This window comes from Streptomyces sp. NPDC087901 (assembly GCF_044742205.1).
In the GTDB taxonomy this organism is placed as follows: domain Bacteria; phylum Actinomycetota; class Actinomycetes; order Streptomycetales; family Streptomycetaceae; genus Streptomyces.
Map to the genome: position 1 here is coordinate 136,763 of NZ_JBIUUC010000013.1, position 26,015 is coordinate 162,777.

The following is a 26,015-nucleotide window of genomic DNA, read 5'->3' on the forward strand; positions in this document are numbered from 1 at the left end:
CCCGGCATCACCGCGGCGCGGGGCAGCGGTCGGCGGACAGTGGGCCGTCGGGCGGCGCTCGCTGTACAGGTCCTTGCCGAGGCCGCGGCGCCGGTGGTCGTCCTCGGCCACGCGTGATGCCACCAGTTGGCGTTCGCTCGTCCGTCTCACCCCGGCGCCGAGTCCCGACGGTCGGGGGCGTGGCGAAGAGCGGGCGGATCACGCAGGAGCGAGAAGGCCAGCCTCGCGCCCCGTCGAGCCGATGCCGGCCTGCTCCGTGACCGCGCTGCCACGCCCCGGATCGAGGTCGGCGCTGTTCGCGCGGAAGGCGGGCGGCTGCCGCCACCCTGCCCCGCCCGCCCGATGCCACGCACCCGGTCCAGGCACGGAGCGGACGTCGGGCCGGCGCTTTCGCGCGGGCGTCCGGGCCAGTCCCTGGTGCTGTGACCGCATAGGTTCACCGGGTTTGGAAGGTGTGTCCGTGAACTAATACGACTGATCAGCAGTCGAGAGCGGTTCGGTACGATAAGTCGCTTCTGCTGCGCATCAGATGGCGCATGGCCTGCGTCATTTCGAGGGGGGACACGCTGTGTCACCTGCTGTCGTCCATCAAGGACGTGTACGACGGGCGTTGTGAAAGACACTCTTCTTCCGAGATCACGGCGACCGCGAAACCGGGTACGCGCGCGCATTGCGACCTTGGTGCTCGCGCTCAGCCTGTCCGCTCTGACCGCGCCTCTGGCCGCAGCACAAACGGCTGAGGGCAGTGAGGTCCTGGCGTGGGGCCGTAACACCTTTGGGCAGTTGGGCAACGGGACTACCGCTCCCAGTACCACGCCGGGCAGTACCGTGCCCATCTCGGCCTCGCTGCCGCAAGGCACCCGCGTCACGGCGGTGTCCGGGGGCTACGGCCATTCCGTGGCTCTGACCTCAGCGGGCCAGGTCCTGGCGTGGGGGCAGAACACCGAGGGGCAGTTGGGCGACGGGACGTTCGCCAACAGCACTGTGCCGGTGGAGGTGCACCTGCCCGCAGGCGTCACGGTCACGGCGATCGACAGCGGCGACGACTTTGTCCTGGCGCTGACCTCCACGGGGAACGTTCTGGCCTGGGGTTACAACGAGTGGGGACAACTGGGTAACGGCACCACGGGCCTTGACCCCTGATGTTGGACACACGAGACACTGGATCCTGCGGATCTGAGGACGGACATCTCGTGGTCATGAAGAACTACCCGCCGGGGTTCAAGGCGGACGCGGTCGCGCTGTACGGGTCGCGGCCGGAAGCGACGATCAGGTCGGTCGCCGCCGATCTGGGGATCAATCCGGAGACGCTGCGGAACTGGGTGAGGGCAGCACCAACTACGCTGGCACAAGCCGCATAACCCGTGTTCAGGATTCGGGGTCAAGGCCCCCCATAGAACTCACCCCGGAAGGCTGACGCTTCCGCGATCGCTTCCCTCCGGACAGCAACAGGCAGCAGACTCACCCTCACGGCCTTCGTCTTGGTCACGTGCACCTTGGTCGGAGCACATGATCAGACGAAGGCCGTTCCTGCGTCCGGTGCTTGTCGGGCTTACGATCAAGTTCGACGGCCGTTCGAGGCCCACATGGGGGCGCAATGTCAGAGATCGCTCAGTGGCTCAAGGACTGGCATGCCGCACATGAACACGAGCTTCGTTCTCGGGGGATCAGCTCTGCGGTGAAGCGGCCCGTTCCAGGAACCCCGTCCCGAGGGCGGCCGAAGGCCACGGCAGTGAGCCTCACACTGGAATCAGACGAGCGCACGGGGATGGTGTTCCTCTGGGAATCGGGTGCCACTTCACTACTCTTCATCGACTCCGGAACCGAACACACCTGGCAGGACCAACCGGTGCTCACCTCCGAGAACGACCTGCCACAGATCCTGGCGCCCCTCGTGAAGCTAGTCGAAGCAGCTACCGACGGTAGTTAAAGAAAAAGTTTAGGGCGTGTATCGAAAGCGCTCGTAGTACGGTGACCATGGGCGGCCACACCAGTCCGCCGTCATCTACCTGGAGAAACGACGTCTTCCAGTGTCCGGGGCAGTGGGTAGGCGCGCTCTGTAGGAATCAGCCGCTGAGCCTTGGTGGCACGCCCGGTTTGTAGCAGTGCCGAGACCTTGCGGACCTGGGGGGTGAGGTCGGTGAGACTGACGATCCAGTCGTCGGTGAACGTGCGGATCAGGTGGCGGCCGATGCCGACCTGGATGCTGTAGTGATTCAGTGCCGCTCCGCGCGGCGAGCGCTCCGGGTCCCACTGGACATGTACGGCTGCCTGGGCCACGGCCGCCGGGTCGGCGGTCGTCAGCACGGCCTGGGACAGGGCCTCCTCCCAGCCCTCCCGAGTAAGCCGCACCGCGAGAACGCGTTCCTGACCGGGCTTGCGGGCCCAGTTGCTACGGTGCATCAGCCACATGAACGACGGCTTGATCCACGTCATCCGGTGGAACGAGAACGGCGCAACGAAGCGGCCCGCCCGCAGTGCCGCGTCAGCGATGGCAGGCGAGTACGCCTGATAGACCACGATCGTGCGAGCGTCGTAGTCGGCACGAATCTCATATTGGGGCGCCATGCGCCGCACCCTGCCATCTGGTCCGCTGGCACGGCGAGCCAATTTTTCCTTACCGCCCCCCCCAGTCGGGCCGGTTCGAATGTGCTGCTCAAAGCCACTCGTTGATGGCTGCGACGAGGACGGTCGCCTCGTAGCGGACCGCGAGTTTGTCGTAGCGTGTGGCCACGGCCCGGTGTCTTTTGAGGCGGTTGATGCCGCACTCGACCGCGTGCCGAGCCTTGTAATCCTGCGGGTCGAACTTCGGCGGTCGGCCGCCGCGCGAGCCGCGTTTCTTGCGGGTGCGGGCCTGGTCGGCCTTGTCCGGGATGGTGCAGTGGATCCCGCGCCGCCGCAGGTAGGCGCGGTTGCGACGGGAGGCGTACGCCTTGTCGGCCCGCACCTGGTCTGGCCTGGTGCGCGGCCTGCCCGGCCCGAGCCTCGGAACACGGACCTTGTTCAGGACAGGCTCGAACTGCGGAGAATCGCCCCGCTGCCCGGCCGTGATCACGATGGACACGGGCTTCTGGCCCTGTTCGACGGCCAAGTGCAGCTTGGTGGTCAGGCCACCTCGCGAGCGGCCGAGCCCGTGGTCGTCCGGCTCGACGGTGACGCCGCCCGGCGGCTCCTTCTGCAGCTCCCCTTTTTCCTCGCCCCGGCGGCATGCTGGTGGGCCCGGCACACCGTGGAGTCGACGTTGAGGTCCCAGGTAATCAGCTCTTTCGCGTCGGCCTGGGCCTGGAGCGCGGTGAAGATCCGATGCCAGGTGCCGCCCCGCTGCCACCTGCGGAACAGGTCGTACACCCGGCCCCACGGCCCGTACTCGGCGGGAAGGTCCCGCCACGGGATGCCGGTGCGGACCCGGAACCGTATGCCGTCGACCAGCTGGCGCCTGGCCCACGTCGGCGGCCGTCCGGGCTTCTTGCCCTTCGGCAACAGCGGTTCCAGCACCGTCCATTGCGCGTCCGTCAGATCTCCACGTGTCAGGAATCAAGATCATCTCATGCTCAAGATTCACTTTCGATACACGCCCTAGCTTGATCTTTAACCTGTGCGGCGGGGTCGTGGGGTCGTTGACTTCTTCTGTCTCGTGCTTGATCTGCCGACGGTGTGCACGTCGTAGCGTGGGGTGGGCCGGGTGTTTTTGCGGCCCGGTGGCCTTCCTGGTCCGGGGCGGGAGGGTTTCGGTGCGTCGGCGGGACAGGCGGCTTGCGGGCGGAGGTGCCGAAAAACGCGACGGACCCGGGCGGGAGTGAGCCTGTCGGGCGGGCTCGGTTTCTCCCAGGGGCGTCGGAGGTCGGCTGCCAGCGGGCGGGCGAGCCTGAGCTGGGTGAATACGGCAAGGATCAGCCAGGTCCAGCGGTCGGCCGCTTCCGGATGGCGGATCTTCGGACAGGTCCAGCCCAGCGTCTGTTTGAACAGGCGGAAGGTGTGCTCGATATCGAAGCGCCGCAGGAATGTCTGCCAGAGCAGGTCGACCTCGGCTGTGGTGGCGTCGGTGCCCGACCACCACAGCCAGACCGGCTTCGGTGTCGCACCGCCGGGCAGGTGGTCGACCTGCAAGCGGATCACGGTGCCCTCGATGACCGGCAGGGCACCGAGCTGAGCCGTCCAGGCCGATCGGTGCGTCAGTCTCGGGTGGAGCCGGTCCCAGGCCCGTGCGGTCGCGGTGCCGTGGAGGCGGGTCTCGCTCACTGTGTGTGCGTCCGGGGTGTTCCAGGTGGCCGGGTCACCGAAGACGAACTCGCCGCCGTGGCGGGGTGGGCGGCCCCGGACACCAGGTTCGCGTGGCGGTGCGGCCCTGCGCAGGACACGGTCCGAGCGCATCCGGCCCAGCACCTGGACCGGGAGTTCTTTCAGCAGGAAGGCCAGGCGGGGCACGTCGTAGCCGGCATCCACCACGATCCAGATGTCCGGGTCGCCGTCGTTCCATTGGCCGGCGGTGACCAGCCGCTCGACCAGGTCCCGCATCTGTCCGGCGGTGACGGTCGCGGCGTCGTCTCCGGGAGCCAGACGCAGCGCGTCCAGTGGTGCGGTCCAAGAACTGCGACCCGATTCCAGCGCGCAGATCACTGAGTACGGCCAGCCGGGAACGGGGATGTGCTGGTCCTTGCCCCGTCCGTAGGTGTGGCACAGGATCCGCTGCGGCGAGGTGTGCGCGCTGGGCCGCAGCCAGCAGGTGAGGTCGGCGGCCAGGACCAGCCGGCCGTCCGCTGCCCGTGGCAACGGGACCGAGGCCAGTGCTCGCCGCAGTCGGCTCACATCCACCCGCCCTGCGGACAGTGCGTCGTAGAGCCCACCGTGCCCACGACGGTGTTCCCCCACCAGCGACAGCTCCACCAACGACCGGACCGGCCCGTCCGCACACAGCACAGCGTCCGCCAGTTCGAACAGCGCATCCGCACGCCTGGTCAGACAGGAGTAGAACGCACCCCGGAAGCGTGACAGTTCCGCAAATGGATCCTGCCGGACAACGTGATGCAGGAGACTCATCTTCACGGCCTTCGTGCTGAGCGTTGTGTGTTCCTTGGTCGGATCACATGCTCAGCCGAAGGCCGCCTGCGTGTAGCGCAGTTACCAGTCCGAGTGATCAAGTACGAGAGATCGTTCGGACCCCGAGGTTAAAGATCAAGCTAGAAGGGCTCGGCGGCCTGGAGGAGGGCCTGCGGAAGGTAGGGGGATTCGACGCGGATGTTCCAGCCGCGGCGGCGAGCATGGCAGGCCAGTGCCAGGATGTCGAGGTTGACGGAGGCGTCCGGATCGTCGGCGCGGTCGGCGACCTGGTAGTAGGCGCGGTGGGCTTCGAGCGCGTCGGCGAGAGCCAGGTTGAAGCTCTCCTCGTCGCCCTCCACCAGTTGCGACAGCAGTACGGCCGGGGGCATGGCGAAGCCCCAGTCCTTGGCCCGCTCGGCCTGCTGCAGGGCCCGCTGCGCGGCTGCTTCGGTATCGGCGCCCTTCAGGTAGGCGTGGAGGGCTTCGCGATACGCGGTGAAGGCGGAGCCGTCCGGGCGGGCGAAGGCAGGGCCGGCAAGGACCAAGGGGGCGAGGTCCTCTCGCTCGCCGGTGATCAGGGCGAAGGCGGTTGCCTTCTGCCAGTTGCCGGCGCCGGTCTCCTCGCCCCGCACGGCCGGATAGCGCAGCGTGCGGCCGTCGATGGTCACCTCAACCTCGGTGCCCGGCTCCGCCAAGGCGATGCGGAACAGGGTGGCCCCCATCTGCGAGGCCAGCCGAAGGCTTGCGGGGCGGGCGTCCGTGGAGCCGCCGGGGATTCCCGCGCGCCACTTGAAGAGGCGCTCCTGATCAGCCATGACGCTGCCGAGCCGCCGGACGGCGAGAGGTTGTCCGTCGACGGGGGTGAGCGCCTTCCGAGCATGTTCCTGATAGATGGCCTCGATCTGCGGGCTCACCGTCCAGTCGAAGGCCGGCCGCTCCACCACCAGCGGGCCTGCGGCGAGCGCGGCCACCGCGTCCGGCCGCCGGTCCCGGCCGAACTCCGCGACCCGTGGGCCCCGGGTCTCGAAACCGGTGATCAGCGCGTGCGGGAGGTAGCCGGTACGAACGGTAGGTGCCCAGCCCAGGGTCCGGTACGCGAGCCCGGCGAGGGCCATGGGGACGAGCGGGAGAAGGGTACTCGGGGAGGCCGCCGGTCCGTGCAGGGTTGTGTGCCTGACCAGGAGGTCGGCCAGCGCGGCATCGAAGGCCTCCCGGTCCTCGGCCACCAGCGCGCGCAGCGTATGCAGCGCTACGCTGTCCGGCCGGTCCAGGAGAGGCTTGCCCGTCTCCCCGGCGCGGATACGGATGCGGCCCAGAGCCGCGTCAAGGGCGGCGAGCTTGGCCTGCGCGCTCGGCGGGTACTCCTCGTCGTCGCCGATGTCGTCCAGAACCACGGCCATCAGACCTGTGGCGAGCTCGCCGGCGGGCGTTCCCTGCACCTGAGCGGCGAACTTCGTCCGGGCGAAATGGAAGGCCTCGCCGTGCCACTTGGCCTTGTCCCTGAGGACCGACAGGCAGAGCGCGTCGATCCACGTCCCGGGTGTGACGCGCTCCTCGGGGGCGTCCTCACCAGGGTCGTAGCTCATGCCGAAGTTCACGTACTCCAGGAAGACATGGAAGCTGCAGTGCGGGTGGTACGCCGCGTAGGCGACGGCGCCGGCCGCGGCCTCGGAGGCGTCCTTGAGGGCTGCCCTGGCCTCCGCAGTGTCGAGGTCAGGTGTCTCGACGGAGAGGGCGCCCAGGTAGTCGAGGAACTCCTCGGCGATCAGCTGCCACTCGTAGGTGGTCATCCGGCCGGCCCGCGACATGGACCGCACCTGGCCCCCGATGCGGTTCGTGAAGTCCTCGCGTGCTGCCGACACGACGGGCCCGCCCACCTGGTGACGCTCTATTCGCACTGCCCTGCTCCTTGATCGGATCTCTGCGGACAGCCTAGGCGCGGGATCTGACAGGCCCGCCGCTGCCGGGCGCAGGGCTGTAGCCGCGCCGAGACCCCAGGTCGACGAGCTCCTTGTTCCGGGCCCGGTGACATCAACATCCGCTCCGGCGACGATCAGGATGACGGCCGCGAGGTGCTGACCGCCGCCCACCCGCACATGCGAGGGCGCAGACACCGTTCTGGCAGACCTCAAGGTCATGCCGTGACAGCGGGGCGTAAGTGAGATGATTCTCATGCCGTCAGTGGGCTCGCGACCGCTGACAACGCCCGAGGCGGCCGAGCAACGCCCGTCCGGTTCCTGCCGTGGGCGGGCGGCGACCACCGGCGGGTGCTGGTGGTGCTCAGATTCCCGGAGGGAAACGGCTGCCCCCGGGCGCTCGCCGAAGGCCCGGCCGACGCCGGGACGGCGAAAAGGTTGGCGCGCGGGACCGACGGAACCGGGTAACGTCTTTGTCATGTTCTTCTAGGCGCCGATTTACGAGTGAGAGCGTGACGGGCCCCTGCTGACGTCCTTCGGCGTGGCCGTCCGTCCTCTGCCGATGAATCCGTAGATCACTTCACATCATTACCGGGAGAACCCGTGACCGTGAGCAAGAACATCAACAACCCCGTGGGCATGGGCGGCGGCCAGCGCAAGAGGCTGTCCCGCGCCGAACGGCAGAACAACGGTCCGCACCGCAACCTCGACCGCCAGGGTGCGGCCGACCAGAAGGCGGAGCTGGTGCGCAAGATGCGCGAGAAGGCGGGCGCAGCTGAGGGCGCCGAGCAGGCGGGCGACGACACCGCGCAGAGCTGACGCACTTCCATCGCAGGGCGGCACCGCACGGGGCAGGGCCCCGGCCGCGACGTGCGGACGCCGTGGGGTGACACTCCAGCTGCAGATCGTGATCGTCATGTCCGGGTTGCGGTAGGTCAGCGGTAACGACTGGCCCGTGATCGTGCCTGGTGGCAGCGTGGCCAGTCGGACCCGCCGAGTCGGTGGGCGACGCTGTGCGGCGCCTGGAGGGCGACGGCGAAGAGCAGGCGCTGGATCTTGTGGCCGGTCAGCGGGATCAGGTCGTCCGGGCTCGATTCCGCCGATGTCGATGGTTGCGGCGGATCAGTAGCCGGCGGTGGCCCGGCGTCGGGTCGGTGAGGCCGATGACGGCGCAGCCGTGGGACCGACGGCCTTTCGCGCCGCGTCCGGCGGACGGTTCTGCCAGGCCCGCCTCGGGAGCTTCCTGGCCGGCGCGTCGGCGCGGTACTTGCCCGCACCGGTGGCCGGTTCGGCCGAGCAGGCCACCGCGAGGACATAGCCCAGGCCGCGTCGTTCTGGGGCCGGGCCGCCCTCAGTTTCGGGTTGCCTCGTAGACCTCGTTGCCGGTCACCCAGCCGATGTGGTGCCAGGCGTCCAGGAATCGTTCGATCATTGTGCGGGCCAGTTCCGGGCTTGGTCGCGAAAACGGTGTCCTCGCCGAGCCCCGCCGCCCTGCAACGCTCAGGGTCCGGGAGCCCGGGTCCACAAGCGTGGGACGTACACCTCCCGTCCATCGCCGCGTGCCCGCGCTCGCCCGCGTATACGAGGTGGACGGCGACCTGCGAGTTCTCGATCCGGCCGGCGGTGCCGCTGTACTGGCGCTGGACCCGAGGGCGAGGGACCACTTCACATCGCCGGTCCCGTCAAAGACCAGCACGGCATCGGCGTACCAGGACGCCCGGCACAGCAGATGCTGCATGCCGTGCGGGGTCTTCTCCCCGGCCCATGCCGTGATAGTCCAGCAGTGCTTGCGCGGCAGTTCCGACAGCAGGCCCTGCACCGACTGCCCGGCCCGCAGACGGGGTTCAACCCGGCCGAACCGGCCCGCGATGCGGCCCACGGCCACCTCGCGATGATCAACGGTGGCCGCACCCGTCTCCTCGTCGGCCCGGGCTACGGCGAACCGGCCATCGCATACGGTCTGTTGCATGACGGCGGAGAATTCGAAGGACCCAGAACCCCGGGTGCAGTTGGTCATTGGCATCATCCGCCAAGGCAACGAGATCCTGCTCGTGCAAGAGAGCCTCGGCATCGACGGAGAGATCCTCTGGTCCCTCCCCGGTGGAGGAGTGGAGGACGGCGAGCTCATGAACGAAGCCCTCCGGCGCGAACTGCGGGAGGAGACCGGGCTGCTGGTGGGTAACCCTGTACGGACCGCATTCCTCATGCACATCGACTCAGAGCAGCACCCTTCTGCGTTGGCCGTCGCCTTCGAGATCGACACGTGGTCGGGGGACGTCGCGCCCACGGACGACGACATCAAACGGGCCGCCTTCTTCCCCCTGCCCGACGCACTGAAGCTGCTCGGCGAGCTGGACAGCGCAACGCAGCGGGACCCCATCGTCGGCTATCTGACCGGGGCCATCGCGCCGGGGACCACATGGCTGTATCGCAACCGGGGTATGGAAGAGACGCTCGTCGCCCGCTGGTGACGCCGGACAACGGGCGACGAGTGAAGATCGCGATCTGCGGCCGGAGTAATGATCCGTGTCCGGTTGCTTCGCCCCGTCGGATCTGTCCGGCGGGGCGAAGTGCTGCGAAGTGGCTGGTGCCGCGCAGCGCATTCAGGAACGGCAGTTGGCCGCCGGGCAGGGTGGAGGCGGTGGCGTATCTGACGTCAGTGACGGGGAGAGCGAAGCGGCTGTCCCTCTCGCAGCAGGCGCCCACGCGACGCCGCACGCTGTTCTGCGGCGACGTACCGGTCGAGGAGGTTGCGTCTCCGTGTACAGGTCAGCCGCGTACGGGAGGTCTCGGTGGCTTTGACCGTCCCGCAGGACCCGTAGAAGGCAAGCTGCTTGACTGTTCGTCAGGTTTTTCCCTTGATGCCGGACATGTGGCAGCCGGAACGCGGAATTCCAGCCGTGTCCGTATCAAGGGAGGTGCTCGGTCGCGTGGCAGGGCGGGGGATGGGCTTTGGGCCTGAGGCCGCACCCCTGAACAACTGGCTGGAGAGCTCGGACGCAGTGAAAACTCCGTCCGCTGGAGACTCTTCGCCCTCGCACTCGCGCCCCGCCCCACACCCGCACAACCCGCCGCTCCCCGGCCTGCCGTGGCGGAGCCCCTCAAGGCCTATACGGTCCTCGAGAAGCGGCAGGCTCACCGCAACGCCTACCAGCGGTGGACCCCCGACGAGGAGGAGGACCTGCTCAACCGGTGTGCCCAGGGAGTCTCACTGTCCGCTCTGGCGGAAATGTTCGGGCGCGGTGAAGGAGCGATCGCGAGCCGTCTGATGAAGGTGGACGCCGTGGGCCCGGCTGCGGACGAAGCCGTGGAGTTCGGCGGCTGAGGGCATTAGACACAGGTGAAGGCCGGCCGCCCCGGCGTGTCTGGTTGCTGCCCCATCCTGCTGCTGTCCGGGCCTCCCCGTACGCGCACAGTTGAGGCCACGATGCTGACATCGGTGGGGCCCACGCTCAAGGCATCCGCGCGGGTCACCGTGCGAACGCCGAGCAGCTCCGTGCAGGCGAGACGCGGTACCGGCAGCTGTTCCTCGGCCTGTTAGCGGCCTGAGAGGCTGCATTTGAGCAAGGTTCTACCTCGGCCTCGGCTTCAAGGCGCCCGACAGCCAAGTCTCGGCCTGGTGGACCGAGCTGGGGGACTGCGTGGTGACGAGCAAGCCGGGGCGGACCTGCTGGGCTGTCGGCACCGCATCACTGCATCACCGGTCCGGGTGAGGTTCAATACGCTGCACGGTTCGTGAGCCTGGTCCGTCTCTCCGCCTGCGCCTGCTTGTCTCTCATGTCCGGCACGAGGGTGGCAGAAGGGCGCTGACGGCGAGTGAGGTGCCCTGGCGGACTGCGCCGGGGGTGAGAGGACCGGCCGATTCGCAATGGAACAACAAATCGTTGTTTCATTGCCAGTGCGGGGTAGAGTGACGGATATGGCACGTGATGTTCATGAGCAGGCCCGCGACCTCCTGTCCGCGCTAGGGGGAGCAGGGGAGCAGCCGACGGCGGCACAGGAGCTGCAGCGGGATGTCCTGCTGGTGGCGGGGCTGCTCACTGCAGCTGCTACCGACCGGGGTGGCAGCGGGCAGGAACCGGCGGTCACGGACAACGAGGTCGGTGCGGCCCTGGGCCTGTTCGACACGATGCGTGAGCAACTCGACCGGCTGGAGACCGAGGTCGTTTTCGAGGCGCGCCGCCGCACCATGGACTGGCGTCAGATCGCCGCCCAGCAGGGCCTGAACTCCTCCCAGGCGGCCTCCCAGCGGTATCAGCGGCTGGTGACTCGCCTGGAAGAGATTCGCCAGGGCGTCCGGTAACGGGAGATCACACACATGACGAACCAGCCCGAAGAACTGTTCACGGCCATCGACTCGCTTCTCGCCGCCGTGGACGATGGCACCGTTCTGCCCGCCCCGGCCGAACGGGTGCGCTTGCGCGAGGCGGCCGGGCTGACACCGGCTGCCGTCGCCCAGGCACTGGGCGTGCGCGTGCCGAGCATCGCTGCCTGGGAAGCCGGCCGCGCCGAACCCAAGGGCGAGCGCCTCCAGGCCTACCGGCGCCTCCTCGAGGGCCTCGCCCACCGCTACCCGGCCACCACCCCGCCGCCCGCCGCCCAAACGCCTCCCGCGCAAGCCGCCCAGACCACCACGGCTGCGCCCGCTGCACGCACAGAACCAGCTGTACCCACCGACCCAGCTGTACCCACCGACCCAACTGTACCCACCGACCCAGCGGCACCCACGGAACCCGCTGCCCCCGGTGTCCCGGCTCGGCAGGGCCCTGCGGGCCCCTCTGCCGCCCCTCCCCGCCCCGCCACCCGCGCCGCAGCGCCGCCGCACCATGCCTCAGCGACGAAGAGCGCTACGGCCGCGGCACCCGCCCTGGATCCGCGTTTCCCCCATGGCCCGCTCGCCGTTGTGGATGGCGACGGATCCGCCTACGGCACCGATGGCATCGTCCTGGACTGTCCGGCGACCACGATCCCGGACCTCGTCCAATGGACACTCACCGAGTCGGGGCTCGGCGCACCGCGTCTGCACCGCAGCGGGAGGGACTCCGACCCGCTGATCGTGCTCACCGCCACGGCTGCCGTGAAGTTCGGACTGCCCGAGCGTCTGGAGGGTCATGAGCAGCGCCGCTCCCTGCGTCTGCCCGCCGACCACCCCGTGATCAAGCAGGTCACCAAAGAGAAGTGGCAGCTCACCCAGCGCGGATTCGGCCCCTGGGCCCGCATCTACCGCCAAGCCACCGCCGGCCAGCGGCAGTGCGTCCAGCTCGCCGTCCTGTCCTGGGACGCCCTGGACGAACGCTCCTGGCCCGGCGTCACCGACATGCATCCGGCCGACATCGCCCGCGTCCTCGGTATCTATGCCCGACGCGTCATCACCCCTCGTGGTTCTACCGCCGTCTGCGGCCTGGAACTGATGACCGCGCTGCGCCCGCCCACCCGGGCAGTGCAGGACAAGGAAACCGGCAACTGGGTATCCGGCTACAACCCCGGCTCGCTGGGCTCGGAGGCGGTGGACCCGGCACCGCCGGAGGCCACCGCAGAGCATCCCGTAGTCGTGAACTCCGGCTGGGACGGCGGGTTCCTGGACGAGGAGGCCTATCAGTGGGTCCGCGACGTCGACCTGCTGACCGACGAGGAGTGCACCCTGCCGTACGCGGTCGGCCTGGACCTGAACACCGCCTTCCTCGCCGCCTCCGCCCGCCTCGTGGTGGGCCTGTCCGCCCCGGACCACTTCCACCACCCGGCCTTCAACCCGAAGATCCCCGGCTCCTGGCTGGCCGACCTCTCTCACATCGAGCTGGATCCCCGCCTGCCGTCGCCGTTCACCCCGGACGGCACCCGCCCGACCGGACCGGCCTGGTACCAGACGCACACCCTCGCCTACGCCCAGGAGCTCGGCCACCACATCACCCCGACCCGAGCGTTCCTGCGCCGCGAGACCGGTGCGTACCTGGACCCGTGGCACGACCGCCTCAAGAACGCCTACGTCGACACCCTCGCCGACCTCGGCGTCACCAAAGACCTCACCGACACCGAGTTCCTGACAGCGATGGAACACCACAAGGACACCGACCCGGCCCTGGCCGCCGTCCTCACCGCGATCAAAGCCACGGTCAAAGGCGGCGTCGGCAAACTACGCGAGCGCCCACAAGGCAAGAACTACAAACAAGGCGACCCATGGCCGGCCCTTCAGCGCCCCACCTGGCGCCCCGACATCCGAGCCGCCGTCATCTCCAAAGCGCGCGTCAACATGCACCGCAAACTAAGCAACATGGTCAAGATGACCGGCCTGTACCCACTCGCCGTGCTCTCCGACTGTGTTGTCTACCCCAGCCCGGGCGACAGCCCCCTCGACTTGCTGCCCTACGACACCACCACCGGCAAGCCCCAGCTCGGAGGCTTCCGCCTCGGCCCAGGCCCGGGCCTGGCCAAACTGGAAGGTGTCCAGACGATGCTCTGGACGGTCGACCTCATGGAGAAGAGCCTCAACCCCGCCCGCCACATCAAGGGCGGCGACGCCGTCCTGGACGAAGGAGAATGACCGTGGGGGAGATCCAGGACGCCATCGAGCGCGCCGACCGCGAAGCGTTCACCCGCCAGCCACCCATTACCCTCAAAGGCCGGATCAGCTATCTGCTGAGGCAACTGGGCAGCGCGAGGGCCGTCGCGGCGGAGCTCGGCGTCACCGCCGATTCCGTCAACCGCTACCGCCGAGGCGCCCGCAAGAACCCGCCCCAGGACATCGCCGCGAAGATCGACGACGCCGTCCGCACCCGCTGGCAGCCCCAGGTACGCAAACGCCGGCGTAAACGGGCCGCCACCACTGGCATCACCGTGGAGACCCGAGCCCGTTTCGGCTACACCGCACCCATCGGCACCACCGACGACGGACGCTTCCGCCGCCTCACCGTGCACCTCCCCCCGGCCTATGCACAACGACTCTTCGACGCCGGCAACGCCGGAGCCGACGACCAGCAGATGCGCGGCATCATCGCCGAAGGATTCAAGGAGGTGTACTTCCAAGACGGCGGCAGCCGCGCCACGGGAATCTCGGACGTCGCCATCAACGACATCGACTACCTCGACCTGGACTACTGATTCAGGGCGTATCGCGCGGCACTCGCCGGAGGCGAGCGAGCGTTGCCTTTGGCGAGTTGAGTGCTGGCGGTCGAGAGAGCCGGCGAGCCGGTCGGCTCGGGCGCCGAGCAGCTCCTTGAGTAACACGTAGCCTTCTCGGTACTGCTCGTCCTCGCTTCTCAAGGCGCAGCGTACGGGTCGAGAAACCCAGAGAAGTTGCCGTTCACGTCGAACCGTGCCCCGCGTTCGTCCGGCATCCGGATGTCGATGACGTCCTGATACCTGCCGTTGATGTTCCCGCGACCAGGGGCCACGCGGGCGCCCGGGTGGGTCAGTATCTTGACGAGCATGTCCTGCCCGACGGCGTTCCACGCAGCGGGGTCCTTCTTGCCCGACGGGGTGGGCCACCCGTGCGGGTTCCCGCCCCCCTTCTTGTTGACGTGCTTCTCCAGAGCACGTCCCGCCACCGTATGGCGACCGCCCTTGGCGTGAGGGTCAATCCTCGCGCCGGAGCTCGAGGCGGCATCCATTCCGAACGGACAGTTGTTGTTGTGCACCAGCACGGGTGTGGTGCCGGCCAGCACGTAGTACGTGTGGATGCCCTCAACCGTCAGGTCGTACGTGGGCCGCGTGCCCTGAACGTCGACTGCCGCGGCCACCTCGGGCGAGGCGCCGACACCTGTCAGCTTCTCCCCGGCCCTCAGTTCCGACGCGTTCCTCCAGCGATTCGCGGTCCGTGACCAGAAGGGGTGGTTGTCGGTCACCGTGAGAGCCGCTGGGCCGTCAGCGGTGGCGAGTTCGAGCCTGGTGAAGTTCTTGTCGGTGCTGGTGACGATCTGCCGGGTTACCCGCTGCGCACCACGGAGATCACGTACCGGATCGGTGGACAGGACACGGTCGCCCGAGCGGACTTCCTCAATGGGGCGCCGGGAGCCATTCGCGAGCAGCACCGGGGTGCCTGCCGGGAAACTGTGCGAGGTTGAGCACGGGGGCCGCTTGCGCTCCTTGCGCACCTGCGCGACCAGCTTCTTCACCTCGACGGTGGCCAGTGCGCGGGCGCTGATCAGTGAGTTGGCACGCAGCGGGATCGAATACTGCACGGCCCGTCCGCCGCTGGCCCGGGAGCGGGCCCGGGCCTCGGCCTTCTTGCGGGATTCAACGGAGGAAAAGGTGGCTCCGGCGCCGGGGTTGGAGCAGGTGAGGCTGCCGGAGACACCGGATCCGCTGAGAGAGAAGGTGCCGGGCGGGCTGGTGCAACTGCCGCCGGACTGACCGTCGATGCTGAACGTGGAGGTCATCACGGCCGTGACTTGGCCGCCCACCAGCCGGGACTTGGCGTCGCTGGCGACCTGTCCGGAGAAGCTGCTCGCGGCGGTGCAGCCGCCGGAGCTGCAGCGGACGGTCCCGGAGCCGTTCAGCGAGAGGGAGATGCCGCTGTCGCTCGCCTTGCCGAGTTCCCTGGTCTGCTTCTCGAGGGTGTCGTACATGGCGGGGGCGTCGGCTTCGGCGACCGGCTCCACGTCCAGGGCCAGGGTGTCGGCGCCGTCGAAGGGGCCTGTGTCATCGGGATCGGCCGCCGTACGCACGGTCGTGTACGACGCCGAACCCGTAGACCGGGACGGTGCCGCACCTGGCACGAATCCGCTCGGCGGCTCCAGCCTCAGCACCCGGAAGGGCTCCTTGCGGGTGATGACGAGCTGTCCGGCGGAGGTGTCGAGCGCCTGCGCCTCGGTGGAGCCCACGGTGCGAGAACCGGAGCTGTAGCCGCCGACGGGGGGATTCTGCTCAAGTTCGGCCAGGGCCTCGAAGAACTGGTTCGCCAGCTCCGGTGGCGAGGGCCTGTGCTTGGTCAGCTCGTCGCTGAGTCCGGAGTCCAGACTCTCTCCGGCGTCCCACACGCTCGGCTTCCGGGCGCCGTTCTTGGCAGCGGGGTCCACACGCCAGCGGGTGAAGGTCTTGCCTCCGACACTGAGGAACTCACGGTCGAGTTCCTTTCGCCCGAAGCCACTGCTTCCGAAGCGGCTGCCCACCGAGGTGACGGTGGCCTCGCGCTTCATCATGCCGCCGGGCGACTCGTCCTTGTAACGCAGTCCGGGAGCGACGGCGAGGCCGGCAAGGGCGAGGCGGTAGGGCTGGAGCACCCGAGGATCGGCCTTCGCGGACTCCTTGCCGTCGGCGACCGGGCCCTCGCTGTCATCGTCGCCCACGAAGAGAAGCCAGGCGAGCAGGGCCAGGACGAGTACCCCCGCGCCTGCGCTGAGCAGCGGCAGCCGGCTGCGCCCCCGTACGGGCCCCGGTGCGTGGGCGGGCACCGGCGGGTACGGCGGTGGCGGGACGAACTGTCCGCCCGGGAAGGGCGGTCGGCCCGACGGTGCCGGCGCTCCCGGCCACGGACCCCCCGGCGGCGGTCCGTACGCCCCGTGTATGTGCGGACCGTTGCCCGGCTGCTGGGCCCCCTGTCCACCCTGACCGCTGTCCTGCCCCGGCGCTGTCATGTGCCCCCCGAACTCGGCAGTCGCGGGTTCGTGACGGCGCAGGCCCCTTCCGGGCACGCCGACAGCTCCAGCTCCCGCCGCGACCTGGAGAGCGATACTCTCCACCGCAAGTCAGGGAAGGGGCAACCTCCTTTCACGCCAAGTGCTTCGGCACCTCAAGACCGAGGTCGGTCTGGCCTCGGTCTCGGAATGCCCTCCGTCGTCACGACGCTCGCAGCCGCTGTCGCCGGGGCGGCTGCCGCCGCAGCACTGGTGCCGTACCAAGGGTCTCGCTCGAAGCCGGGAGCGGGGGCAATGAGCGCCTTGGGCGGCTATTTGCTCTGCACGTTCATCCGTACGCACCTCTGCACACACGCACGCGAGTACGCCGGCAGAAGACATGACCCGACACACACCGACTCGTCAGAAACCGAAGGAGTTGTGCGGTTCTGCGTCGGTCCAGAACATCCGAGCCAGCTGCCCGATCGCACCGTCGGCGTGCGGAGTGATGTGGCCCGCATACGCCAGGTGGCGTGCCGACATGCCCCCGAAGTAGAGCGAGCTGAGCGCTGAGAGCGTGATGGTCAGGTCTGGCGCCTCGTCGGTGGGAACGCACGTCACCATGGGGCCGTCTGCATTCAAACGCCACGTTCGGTTGTTCGCCCGGCACATCCGGTCGTCGCCGATCGCGAACCGCAGCACGCCGGGCGTCAGGTACGAGCGTTGCGTCAGGGCTCGAGGGACATCGAGAAGGCGCGCCCAAAGATTGTCCGTCTGCCGGGTGATGCGCATCGCCCGCGGGTTCGTGAGCATCCACCGCAGGGGTTCATCGCGCGGCCGGCCGGCCGCCACGACGGTCTTGGTGAGATCGAAGTCGATCAGTAGTCCCCACAGCGCGCGGTAGGCCACCGGGTTCGTCGCCTCCAGGGATTCCACCACGAGTATCCCGGCATGGTCCGTGGTCGGTGACCACGGCAGCCGGAAATTGGCGATTCCGTCCACATTGCCGTGCTGGTCGCGGTGGGTGAGATAACGCAGCGGCCCGTTCGTGCCGTCTGCTTCGTCGGTCAGCCCGTCCCAGCGTCCGGGGAGAGGGCTGAGTTCCCCGACGCGGTGGGCACACACATCCGCCTGCACCAGGGGCCAGGCCTTCCTCGCCTGCGTGGCGTCGACGAGCTCCAGCGTCCCGGGATCGGGCTCTGCCGGAAGGAGGGTGGCTTCGTGACGAGCCAGCTCCCACCGGGTGCGGTAGGTCGCGGGCGAGAATCCGAACCGCCCGTAGATGCTGCCTTCGCTCGCGCTGAGCATCGCCAACGGCTCGCCTCGCTCCAGGGCCGCGTCGAACATGGCCTGCATCATTCGCCTCAGGTACCCGCGCCGGCGGTGCGTCGCCATCACCCCGGTGGCGGTGACGCCGGCCATCATCCCCGTTCTCCCGCCCGGAACCGTCACCTCGAAGGAAATGGTTGCCGAAGCGCCGACACACCTGCCGTCGACGAACGTCGCGATCGGGTGGAAGGACTCATCCTTGGTGTCGGCTGCGGCCATCCTCTCGAGCTGCTCCACACTCGCAGGCGTGCGCTGTGGGGGCCACGGCTCCGGGCCGCCGTGCCACGCCGCGTCCTCGGGCTCCCAGCTCGGCAACCCGTTCGCGAACGGCAATGCCCGGTAGTACGCAGCCATCTCGTCGTGTCGCGGGGGGCGAACTTCAGTCACCATGCCGGACATTGCAGCCGTCACCCCGCAGGCGAGCAACCGAATATCTGTCTGGGCCCGCCGACGGGCGGCCCGGGTCCTGCGGTAGCGGGCCAGCCACCGCATGTTCGCCATCAGCACCGGGTTGGGCGCTCCCACCCCTACGAACTCCCAGCCCACCGCCAGGCAGTCCCGCTCCGTCGCTGCGGACGCCTACGCGGCCGCCTCTTCGATCTGGTCACCGGCCCGGACATCGGCCACACGGGCACGTCCGTTCGCAAGATGTACGAAGCGGTCCGGCGGGGACGCTCTCCGTCGTGCCAGCGCAGCCAGAACGCGTGCGAGGCGATTCCGGCGAACGCTCGGATCCCGGTCCAGCAGGATCAGCCGGTCCCGCTCCAGCCAGGAATCGTAAAGTCCTGGCTCAAAGGCCTAGAACGCTTCGTCCCGTACACACGCGCAGGTGCTCCCACCACACCCCGGGACCATCACTCGCCCCGAGTGCTCAAGCTTCGGTGGCAGGGAACTACGGTCCGTCAGACTTCAGTGGCAATTGAACAAGATTCGTTGCAAGAGAGCATCCCAGCATCCCGTAGGGCTTTATGCGCTCCACCACTCCTCCGTGCCGCAGCCGATTTCGTGGTGCCACCATCCTTCCTCCTCCCCCTGCTTCAGCAGCCTCTTGATCCCGCCGAAGTCGGCGCCGGCAGGTGCCGTGAAGGCCACCATGGGGAACTCCGCGCTGAAGACCTCACCGCCCAGACCGAATACCGATAGGCGTTGGTGTACGGCCCGCGCGCTGCGGCCCAGCGGACCGGACGGAACGGGCACCACCCGAATCGTGCAGTTACCTGAGGAGCTGACCCGCCCGGCAGCCCAGTGGAGCCCGTCGAGGCCCGTTTCGAACCGCACGATGTCGCCCTCGGCCACACCGTCCTGAAGAAACGGAGCATTCTCCACGCGGGCCGTGTCTTCTCCAAGCCTCGTCGCCCAAAGTCCTTCGGTGTCCTGCGGGAACCAGCCCTCGCGCGGGACGAACCGAAACCAGACCTTGATCTTCTCGACCGTATTCTCCATGAAGTCATCATGAGCGGTCCGCCTTCAGGACCCAGCACGGAGCCTGACCTGCGTGATCAAACTTCGTTGTCATCAGACTGGAGTGGCAGGCTTCGATGGCAGACGAGCAAGATTCGATCTCGGAGGACAACCTCCAAACTCCAGGAAACGGGCACAACGGGCATGTTCGGAGGGGAGCGTGACGGTTTCGAGGGGAGCGGGGCATCTGTGTCACGCTCACGATCCGTCAGCGTGACCCGGATCGCGCGCGGTCGTGCCCGAGACATGCGGCCAGGGCGTGCGCGAGCCAGCCGTCGACGTCGGCACAGCTCGTGCAGCGCCTGAAGCTCGTGGGCGCGGGCCGCGATCCGGGGGCTTCGTACAGCTTGCCTTCCTGGGGCGGCAGCGGACGCGGCCGCGGCTTCGGCGGGCGCACTCGGCTTGGACGAGTGGCCGATGCATCGTGCGCCGGGGCTGGCAGGACGGCAGCGGCGCGGCCATCTTTGGCCTCGCTTTCGGGGTGAGGAATCAGGGCGGACGGAGCGCGCGCATGACGACCGAGGCGAGGAAGACCCACCAGCGCGGGTGGGATGCGCTACTCGAACCGGTGGCTGCAGGCCCTGCGTGGGCTCAGGACTGGATGGCGCTGCCGTCTTCATGGTCGCCGGAGTCGGGGAGTTCGGTGCAGAGCAGGTGTTCGGCGCCGCCTTCCAGGATTCTGGCGGTCTCGGTGGAGCGGGGGAGCATGGTCTGCTCGTAGGTGCGGATGGCGTCGTCGACGGTCGGGGAGTCGGCGAGAGCGAGGGCGAGTTCGCTGGCATCGAGCATGGCGAGGTTGACGCCAACGCCCAGCGGTGGCATGAGATGGGCGGCATCGCCCAGCAAGGCCACGGTCGGGTTGTGCTCCCAGGTATGCGGGACCGGCAGAGCCAGGATCGGGCGGTGGATGTAAGGGCCGTCGTTGTCGGTGATCAGCTGGCGCAGGCGGGGCGACCAGTGGCCGTACCGGTCCAGGAGCAGGGCGCGGATGGCGTCGGTGTCGCCGGCGGTCAAGCTGCTCTGGTTGATCCAGTCGACCGGGACGCGCTGGATGAGGTAGACGCGGATGTGGTTTCCAGCGTTGCGCTGGGCGAACATGCCGCGTTCGCCGTCGGCTGCGTGGGCGCCGCCCTGACCGACCAGTTCGGCGATGTCGGGGTGGCTGTTCTGGACGTCGTTGAACCATGCCTCCAGAAAGCTCACCCCGGAGTACTGCGGGGCGGCGGGGGACACGGCGGGGCGCACCCGTGAGAAGGCGCCGTCGGCCCCGATGACCAGATCGGTCTCGACGGTGGTGCCATCGGTGAAGTGCAGCCGACGGGGACCGTCGGCGGGACCGCTGACCTTCTCCAGAGCGCGGCCCCACTGGACGGTTCCCGGCTGCAGGGAGTCCAACAGCAGGTCTCGCAGCTGACCACGGTCTATCTCCGGCTTGAAGAGCTCGTCGGCCTCCGGCACCCGGTGGGAGGTGATGTTGCCGCTCGGGTCCATCTGACGCATTTCCTGCCCCTCGGGGCGGGCCAGCTTGAAGAAGTCCTCCAGGAGGCCGGCCTCGCGCAGGGCGATCTGGCCGTTGTCGGCATGCAGGTCCAGGGTGCCGCCCTGGTTGCGGGCGTCGGGGCCTGCGTCGCTGTCGAAGACGGTGACCGTGATGCCGCGCCGCTGCAGGATGCGGGCGCAGGTCAGCCCGCCCGGTCCGGCGCCGACGATGCTGATCCTGGCCTGGGCGGGTGCTACGGAGTTCATGGGGCCCTTCTCTGGTGCAGGAGCGCGGCCCGGTGCCGCGCAGGTGGCCAGCACTGCTGGCATAGTTCCAACAGCTACAAACATACAACAGTTCCAAATATCGTCCAGTTCGAATATTCGGGATATGGTTCGCGGCATGGATGAGACGATCGACCGCGCAGCATCGGGCGGGCGGCGCGCACGCAAGAAGGCAGCCACCCGACAGGCGCTGGCCGACACAGCGCTGCGGCTGTTCCTGGAACGCGGCTATGAGCAGGTGGGCGTGCGCGAGATCGCCGAAGTCGCCGACGTGTCGGTCTCAACCCTGTTCAACTACTTCCCCCAAGGCAAAGAGGCCCTGGTCTTCGACGAGGACGCCGATAATGAGGACGCCCTGATCCGCGCGGTCACCGACCGCCCCCCGGGCCAGACGATCCCCGGAGCCCTGCGGGCGCACCTCACCAGGTTCGTCACCTCGCCTCACACCCACGACCCGCGCTTCGCCGGACTCCAGCAGCTCGTCCAGCAGACCCCGGCCCTGCGCGAGTACGCCCGTGCGATGGCGCTGCGTCACGAGAATGCCCTGGCCCTGGCCCTGGCCGACCAGACCGGCCGACCGGACGACGACCTCCTCTGCGCCGCCTACGCGCGATTCACCCTGGAGACCCTCGCCTTCGCCGGCTCCCGCCCCGACCCCGCCGCCGCCATCGACCAGGCGTGTCTCCTGCTCGACCAGGGCTGGACGACCACCGTCGCCGCCGCGCACGACCCCGAACCCGCTTGAGCCGCAGCCGCCCCTGCCCATCGGCACAGGGCTGCTCCGCCGGCCACTCAGCCCGATCCCGGCAGTCAGCCGACACGACAGCCGGATGCCAGTCGGCGGATCACCAAGCACGAGGCAGCGCCCCGGCGACGCGCTGTCCACCCATGTGCTGGTGACGCGGCAGGGCAGCGCTTGCGGGTCCGACCCGAGCCGGACTCGACGGCACCTGATGCCGCTCGAGATGACCGCCAGTGGCAGTGAGCTGTTTCCAGCCTGGCTGCGTAGGCGCGATCAAGCGCCGGATGTACGGAGGCACTGGCTTCAAGCTCCTGCTCAAGCAGGTACTGCTTGCCTCCTGGCCTCGCTGTCCGTGGCCAGCGCGACGATCCGGAGACGGCCAAGCGAGAGATAGGGGCGCGTGGGACATTGGCCCCTTCGGCAACGACACCGCCGCCGACTTCGGGGATGACCTGCCTGACGGCGAGCCGGCGTGTTCGATCTACGGTCCGTCGGAACCGATGCCGGAGTTCCGTGCAGACCTTCGCCGACTCGCTGCCGACGCCATGGATCAAGTGATCTCTGGGTCGTCTGAACTTGCCGAGCTGTGGGGCGAAGCCGTGGACGGCTCGAAAGGGCGCACAGACGTCATCCGCCTCCGCGACGCCTTGACCAGCCGATCCAGCCACAAGGCGGGATCGCAGCGGGCCTCGGCGTTGCTGGTCCGGCAGTGCATGGCGGAGCGCGGCCACTCGAACATCCCGCTCGACCCCCGTTCCCCCAGCGCCCCCTTCGTCGACACCGTGGCGAGCTTTGCGGGCCTGGTAGCCGCTCCGTACGGGGCCGGGGAGCTGAGTTTCGGTGCTGGGAGATGTGCTGGCGGACCGGGTCGGCCGCCGTCCCACACTGCTGCGGGGCATCGCGCTCAGCGTGCCGTGGATGGCGGAGCCCGTCGGCGAGCGGCGTGAGGCGCAACGTCGCGTCGTCCCGCAGTGCGGGGCGTTCCGTTCCGGGGGACTCTGAAACCCGGCGGAAGGGAGGCGCTCCCATGGGTGACAGAGTGGTTCTGGCGGGTGTGGACGGCTCCACGTCCAGCCTTGAAGCCGTGGCGGAGGCAGCACGTGAGGCATGGCTGCGCGGCCTCGAACTGCGGGTAGTGCACGCGTTCATCTGGCCGTTGACGAAGGTGCCGCTGGGCCTCTCATCCGTGGGCCCGAACGACAGGGTGCTTCGCGACCAGGCCGAACGGATCGTGGCCGAGGGCGTCGAGCATGCCCTGGCCGAGCAGCCGGGCGTACGAGCCGTCGGCGAGGTCATCACTGGTGAGCCGCTGGCCGTGCTCGCCGCCCGTTCTCCGGGCGCCGACCTCGTGGTCGTCGGCAGTCGGGGCCTCGGCGGGATCAGCGGCCTGCTGCTCGGCTCCGTCGCCGTCCATCTCGCCGCCCACGCGCGCTGCCCGGTGCTGGTCGTGCGCGGCGTCCTGGACGCCGGTAACCCGGTCGTCGTGGGCGTCGACGGATCCGAGGACTCGGACCTGGCCCTCCAGCACGCGTCCGGCCTGCTCTCATCAAGGCCAGCGAGGAGGCCCAGTTGGTCGTCGCGGGTTCGCGGGGCCTCGGCGGGTTCGCGGGGCTACTGCTGGGATCGGTCAGCCAGGCACTGCTGCACCACGCGCACTGCCCGGTGCTGCTGGTGCGCCAGGACCTGTCGGCTGTCTCATGACCGGCGGCGTGCGGCCCGAACTGTTGACCTTCCTCGGCGGGGTCGGCACGGTCACCGGCGGCAAGTTCCTGGTGGAGGGCGATCACAGCCGGATCGGTCGACTGCGGGCTCTTTCAGGGCATCGCTGACCTGCGCCGCCGCAACTGGCGCCGCCTGCCGGCCGACGCCGACGCGGTACACGCTGTCGTCCTCACCCACGCGCACCTCGATCACTGCGGGTTCCTGCCCCGCCTCGTACGGCACGGCTTCCGCGGCCCCGTCCTGTGCACCGCGGACACGGCCCGACTCGCCGAAATCGTGCTGCGCGACAGCTCCCGCCTCCAGGTCGAACAGGCCGGGCACGCCAACCGCACCGGCTGGTCGAAGCACAGGCCCGCGCTGCCGCTCTACGATGAGGACGACGTGGAAGGCGCGGTGAGGCTCTTCACGCCGGTCGGCTTCGACACCGACACGAAGGTGGCGAAGGGTACGACCCTGCTCCTGCACCGGGCCGGCCACATCCTCGGCTCGGCCTGGGTGCACCTCACGCTGGAGAGCGGGCACACTCTCGCCGTCAGTGGCGACCTGGGCAGGCCCGGACATCCCTTCCTGCGTCCGGCGGAACCGTTCACCGGCGCTGATGTGCTGCTCATGGAATCCACCTACGGTGACCGCCGCCACGACGACGAGCCGCGGACGTGTCCTGCACCATCTGCGCCGACTGCTGCCCGACCCGCGCAACTGTGTGGTCGTGGTGGGATTCGCCGCTCAAGGCACACGGGCGAGGGACCTGATCGAGGGGGCAACGGCCGTGAAGATGTTCGGAGAGTACGTCAAGGTCCGGGCGACTGTGGCGCACGTGCCGTTCTTCTCCGCTCACGCGGACGCCGCCCAGATCGTCGAATGGTTGCGGCACGCTCCGCCCCCGAATACCACCTACATCGTCCACGGCGAACCGCACGCCGCTGAAGCGCTGCGCGGGCGCATTGACGAGCAACTCGATTGGCATGCCGTGGTGCCGCGCGCCGGGGAACACGTTCTCGTGCGGTGACGGCCTGCGTGCGTCGGTGCTCACCGGCGATGCTCCGTACTGCGCCCGGATCCGGCTGCGGTTGGTGTTGGCGTGCACGAGGCCTCGATGAACAGTGAGCCCGATGGCGCCCGCACCGTCGCGTCAGGCGAGAGGCGACATCGGCCGGCGCGTTGCCCAGCCCCGGTTTGTCCGAAGTGGCACTGCGGGCAGCTGCCGTACGTGGCTCTATCGAAGTGCATGGAGGAGCGGCCGGCGGCGTCGCCCGGCATCGGCTTTCTGCTCAGGCTGGCCAATGCTCTCGAAACAAGCGTCGAGGAACCGACCGGCGGGACTGGGAATCTGCGACCGGGCTTGCCAGAGCGCGTCTCAGCAACCCCGGATGGTGGAACTGGACGAAACCGAGTGCTGAGCCATGCTCGGTGACCACGGTGTGGGGCCGGCGGAGATGGGCCGGTCGTGCTGCCGCTGAACTATCAGGTACAGGGCGGCGAGGTCATGTTCAGCACCGCGGAGCAGTCCTCCCTCGCCACAGTCGACGGCACGGCGATCGCCTTCGAGGCCGATCGCGTCGACGACGCCTTCAGTAAGGGCTGGAGTGTGCTCCTCGTCGGAATGGGAATCGTCCGTGTCTTGGCGGACGTGGATACCGCGCGACGGCTCAGGGAGGCGGCGTACTCGACACCGTGTGCGGGGGAGGTGTGCGAGCGCGTCATGGTGCTCTCACTCCGCCATGTCACCGGCGCAAGATCATCTCCCGGCGCGCCGGGAGATCTTGGCTGAATCCGGGTTCGAGCACGTGCATCGGTCCTGGACGATCTATTCAAAGGGGTTCAGTGGTTCGTGCGCCGAGCGTGGATACCTCTCGCCCACGGTCAGGCGCTGTCAGGTGCTGCGGATGTCAGTCGTGCCGCTGGTGGTAGCGGTGCGTGCTGGGGGCAGGCTTTGAACGCCTGGATCGCCAACCCTGCGAAGCGTCGGGAGGCCATGACCTGGGCGTCGGTCGTTCTGGCATGGATCCCCTTGTTGGCCATGAGGATGAGAATGACGTCGTCCAGGACGAAGTCGGGCCGCAGGTGCCCTGCGTCCTTGGCCCGCTGGGCCAGTCCGGCGACCGCTTTCACCGTGTACTCACGGCCCGCGACATCCGGCGCCCCTGGAAAGGCCGACATGAAGGCTTCGCTGAAACCCCGGTCCCGCGCGTGCAGCTCACAGATCTTCTCGATGACCAGGCAGAGGCCACGCCATGGATCGGGATCGGCGCACCCGTCGTCGACGATGGTGCGACATGCGCGCAACTGGTCCGCGAAGGCTTCGGTGGCCAGCATCTGCTTGGTCGGGAAGTGACGGTACAAGGTGGCAGGTCCGACCCTCGCGCGTCGCGCGATCTCCCGCATCGGCGCGTCCAGGCCGTCGGCGGAAAACAGTGCTCGGGCCGCGTCGAGGATGCGCTCGCGGTTGTCCAGCGCGTCGGAACGCAGGGTGTGAGGCAAACGGTCGACCATGCT

The 26,015-nt window shown here is 68.6% G+C and carries 20 protein-coding genes and 5 pseudogenes; 15 read left to right on the top strand and 10 right to left on the bottom strand.

Annotated features, from left to right (window positions below; genetic code table 11):
• The first annotated feature begins 681 nt into the window (after positions 1-681).
• Together ACIOEW_RS31635 and ACIOEW_RS31640 are read left to right on the top strand one after the other, a co-directional pair.
• Positions 682-1,143, top strand: coding sequence for a hypothetical protein (locus tag ACIOEW_RS31635; RefSeq protein WP_362544905.1), 462 nt, complete (start codon positions 682-684; stop codon positions 1,141-1,143).
• A gap of 50 nt (positions 1,144-1,193) precedes the next feature.
• Positions 1,194-1,331 (top strand): annotated as a pseudogene (locus ACIOEW_RS31640) (transposase); the annotation flags it as partial.
• A gap of 670 nt (positions 1,332-2,001) precedes the next feature.
• On the opposite strand, the gene ACIOEW_RS31645 reads toward ACIOEW_RS31640, so the two are convergent.
• From ACIOEW_RS31645 to ACIOEW_RS31660, 4 genes are all read right to left on the bottom strand, one after another.
• Positions 2,002-2,568 carry a DUF4291 domain-containing protein gene (locus ACIOEW_RS31645; protein WP_401967964.1) on the bottom strand — a complete coding sequence of 189 codons (567 nt, stop codon included), beginning with the start codon at positions 2,566-2,568 and terminating at the stop codon, positions 2,002-2,004.
• 88 nt (positions 2,569-2,656) lie between these two features.
• Positions 2,657-3,531, bottom strand: a protein-coding gene (locus ACIOEW_RS31650; RefSeq protein ID WP_362556754.1) for an IS5 family transposase whose coding sequence is annotated in 2 segments (ribosomal slippage) — positions 2,657-3,141 and positions 3,141-3,531 — 876 coding nt in all. Because the reading frame shifts where the segments join, the coding sequence is not laid out codon by codon here.
• A gap of 57 nt (positions 3,532-3,588) precedes the next feature.
• Entirely contained in the window at positions 3,589-5,037 is a 1,449-nt protein-coding gene (locus ACIOEW_RS31655) for an NF041680 family putative transposase (RefSeq protein WP_401967967.1), read from the bottom strand.
• A 140-nt stretch (positions 5,038-5,177) separates the two neighbouring features.
• The gene (locus ACIOEW_RS31660; RefSeq protein WP_401968134.1) at positions 5,178-6,914 is read right to left on the bottom strand and encodes an immunity 49 family protein; all 1,737 of its coding nucleotides are present in this window, start codon (positions 6,912-6,914) and stop codon (positions 5,178-5,180) included.
• Positions 6,915-7,556: 642 nt separating this feature from the next.
• On the opposite strand from ACIOEW_RS31660, the gene ACIOEW_RS31665 reads away from it, so the two are divergent.
• The gene (locus tag ACIOEW_RS31665; protein ID WP_362556740.1) at positions 7,557-7,772 is read left to right on the top strand and encodes a DUF6243 family protein; all 216 of its coding nucleotides are present in this window, start codon (positions 7,557-7,559) and stop codon (positions 7,770-7,772) included.
• Between the two features lie 116 nt (positions 7,773-7,888).
• Here the strand turns inward: ACIOEW_RS31665 and ACIOEW_RS31670 are convergent.
• Positions 7,889-8,832, bottom strand: a pseudogene (locus ACIOEW_RS31670) (IS701 family transposase).
• A gap of 88 nt (positions 8,833-8,920) precedes the next feature.
• Here ACIOEW_RS31670 and ACIOEW_RS31675 point away from each other — a divergent pair.
• From ACIOEW_RS31675 to tpg, 5 genes are all read left to right on the top strand, one after another.
• On the top strand, positions 8,921-9,424 hold the full coding sequence (locus ACIOEW_RS31675; protein WP_362556737.1) for an NUDIX hydrolase: 504 nt from the start codon (positions 8,921-8,923) through the stop codon (positions 9,422-9,424).
• Between the two features lie 617 nt (positions 9,425-10,041).
• Positions 10,042-10,278 carry a hypothetical protein gene (locus ACIOEW_RS31680; RefSeq protein WP_401967970.1) on the top strand — a complete coding sequence of 79 codons (237 nt, stop codon included), beginning with the start codon at positions 10,042-10,044 and terminating at the stop codon, positions 10,276-10,278.
• A 594-nt stretch (positions 10,279-10,872) separates the two neighbouring features.
• Positions 10,873-11,256: a hypothetical protein gene (locus tag ACIOEW_RS31685; protein WP_401967972.1), complete on the top strand. Its 384-nt coding sequence runs from the start codon at positions 10,873-10,875 to the stop codon at positions 11,254-11,256.
• Positions 11,257-11,271: 15 nt separating this feature from the next.
• Positions 11,272-13,491, top strand: a complete 2,220-nt coding sequence (tap, locus tag ACIOEW_RS31690) for a telomere-associated protein Tap (protein WP_401967975.1) — start codon at positions 11,272-11,274, stop codon at positions 13,489-13,491.
• A gap of 2 nt (positions 13,492-13,493) precedes the next feature.
• Positions 13,494-14,048, top strand: a complete 555-nt coding sequence (gene tpg / locus ACIOEW_RS31695; RefSeq protein ID WP_362556730.1) for a telomere-protecting terminal protein Tpg — start codon at positions 13,494-13,496, stop codon at positions 14,046-14,048.
• Between the two features lie 158 nt (positions 14,049-14,206).
• On the opposite strand, the gene ACIOEW_RS31700 is transcribed toward tpg, so the two are convergent.
• The 4 genes from ACIOEW_RS31700 to ACIOEW_RS31715 all read right to left on the bottom strand — a co-directional run bounded on the left by ACIOEW_RS31700 (position 14,207) and on the right by ACIOEW_RS31715 (position 21,037).
• Entirely contained in the window at positions 14,207-16,339 is a 2,133-nt protein-coding gene (locus tag ACIOEW_RS31700) for a Hint domain-containing protein (protein WP_401967977.1), read from the bottom strand.
• Between the two features lie 585 nt (positions 16,340-16,924).
• The gene (locus ACIOEW_RS31705) at positions 16,925-18,331 is read right to left on the bottom strand and encodes a GNAT family N-acetyltransferase (protein ID WP_401968137.1); all 1,407 of its coding nucleotides are present in this window, start codon (positions 18,329-18,331) and stop codon (positions 16,925-16,927) included.
• 465 nt (positions 18,332-18,796) lie between these two features.
• Positions 18,797-19,273, bottom strand: coding sequence for a DUF4265 domain-containing protein (locus tag ACIOEW_RS31710; RefSeq protein ID WP_401967979.1), 477 nt, complete (start codon positions 19,271-19,273; stop codon positions 18,797-18,799).
• A 609-nt stretch (positions 19,274-19,882) separates the two neighbouring features.
• Complete coding sequence (locus ACIOEW_RS31715) at positions 19,883-21,037, bottom strand: FAD-dependent oxidoreductase (RefSeq protein WP_401967980.1); 1,155 nt, start codon at positions 21,035-21,037, stop codon at positions 19,883-19,885.
• A 136-nt stretch (positions 21,038-21,173) separates the two neighbouring features.
• On the opposite strand from ACIOEW_RS31715, the gene ACIOEW_RS31720 reads away from it, so the two are divergent.
• The 7 genes and pseudogenes from ACIOEW_RS31720 to ACIOEW_RS31750 all read left to right on the top strand — a co-directional run bounded on the left by ACIOEW_RS31720 (position 21,174) and on the right by ACIOEW_RS31750 (position 25,290).
• Positions 21,174-21,800 (top strand): TetR/AcrR family transcriptional regulator, encoded by a 627-nt coding sequence (locus ACIOEW_RS31720; protein ID WP_401967982.1) that lies wholly within the window; start codon positions 21,174-21,176, stop codon positions 21,798-21,800.
• 281 nt (positions 21,801-22,081) lie between these two features.
• Positions 22,082-22,258: pseudogene (locus ACIOEW_RS31725) on the top strand (DUF4259 domain-containing protein); the annotation flags it as partial.
• A gap of 379 nt (positions 22,259-22,637) precedes the next feature.
• Positions 22,638-22,799, top strand: coding sequence for a hypothetical protein (locus tag ACIOEW_RS31730; RefSeq protein ID WP_401968143.1), 162 nt, complete (start codon positions 22,638-22,640; stop codon positions 22,797-22,799).
• Positions 22,800-22,824: 25 nt separating this feature from the next.
• Positions 22,825-23,498: pseudogene (locus tag ACIOEW_RS31735) on the top strand (universal stress protein).
• Positions 23,499-23,651: 153 nt separating this feature from the next.
• Positions 23,652-24,092, top strand: a pseudogene (locus tag ACIOEW_RS31740) (MBL fold metallo-hydrolase); the annotation flags it as partial.
• Between the two features lie 52 nt (positions 24,093-24,144).
• On the top strand, positions 24,145-24,528 hold the full coding sequence (locus tag ACIOEW_RS31745) for an MBL fold metallo-hydrolase RNA specificity domain-containing protein (protein ID WP_401967984.1): 384 nt from the start codon (positions 24,145-24,147) through the stop codon (positions 24,526-24,528).
• Between the two features lie 438 nt (positions 24,529-24,966).
• On the top strand, positions 24,967-25,290 hold the full coding sequence (locus ACIOEW_RS31750) for a pyridoxamine 5'-phosphate oxidase family protein (protein ID WP_401967986.1): 324 nt from the start codon (positions 24,967-24,969) through the stop codon (positions 25,288-25,290).
• A 92-nt stretch (positions 25,291-25,382) separates the two neighbouring features.
• Here ACIOEW_RS31750 and ACIOEW_RS31755 read toward each other — a convergent pair whose 3' ends face one another.
• Entirely contained in the window at positions 25,383-26,012 is a 630-nt protein-coding gene (locus tag ACIOEW_RS31755) for a TetR/AcrR family transcriptional regulator (protein ID WP_401967988.1), read from the bottom strand.
• Positions 26,013-26,015 lie beyond the last annotated feature (3 nt).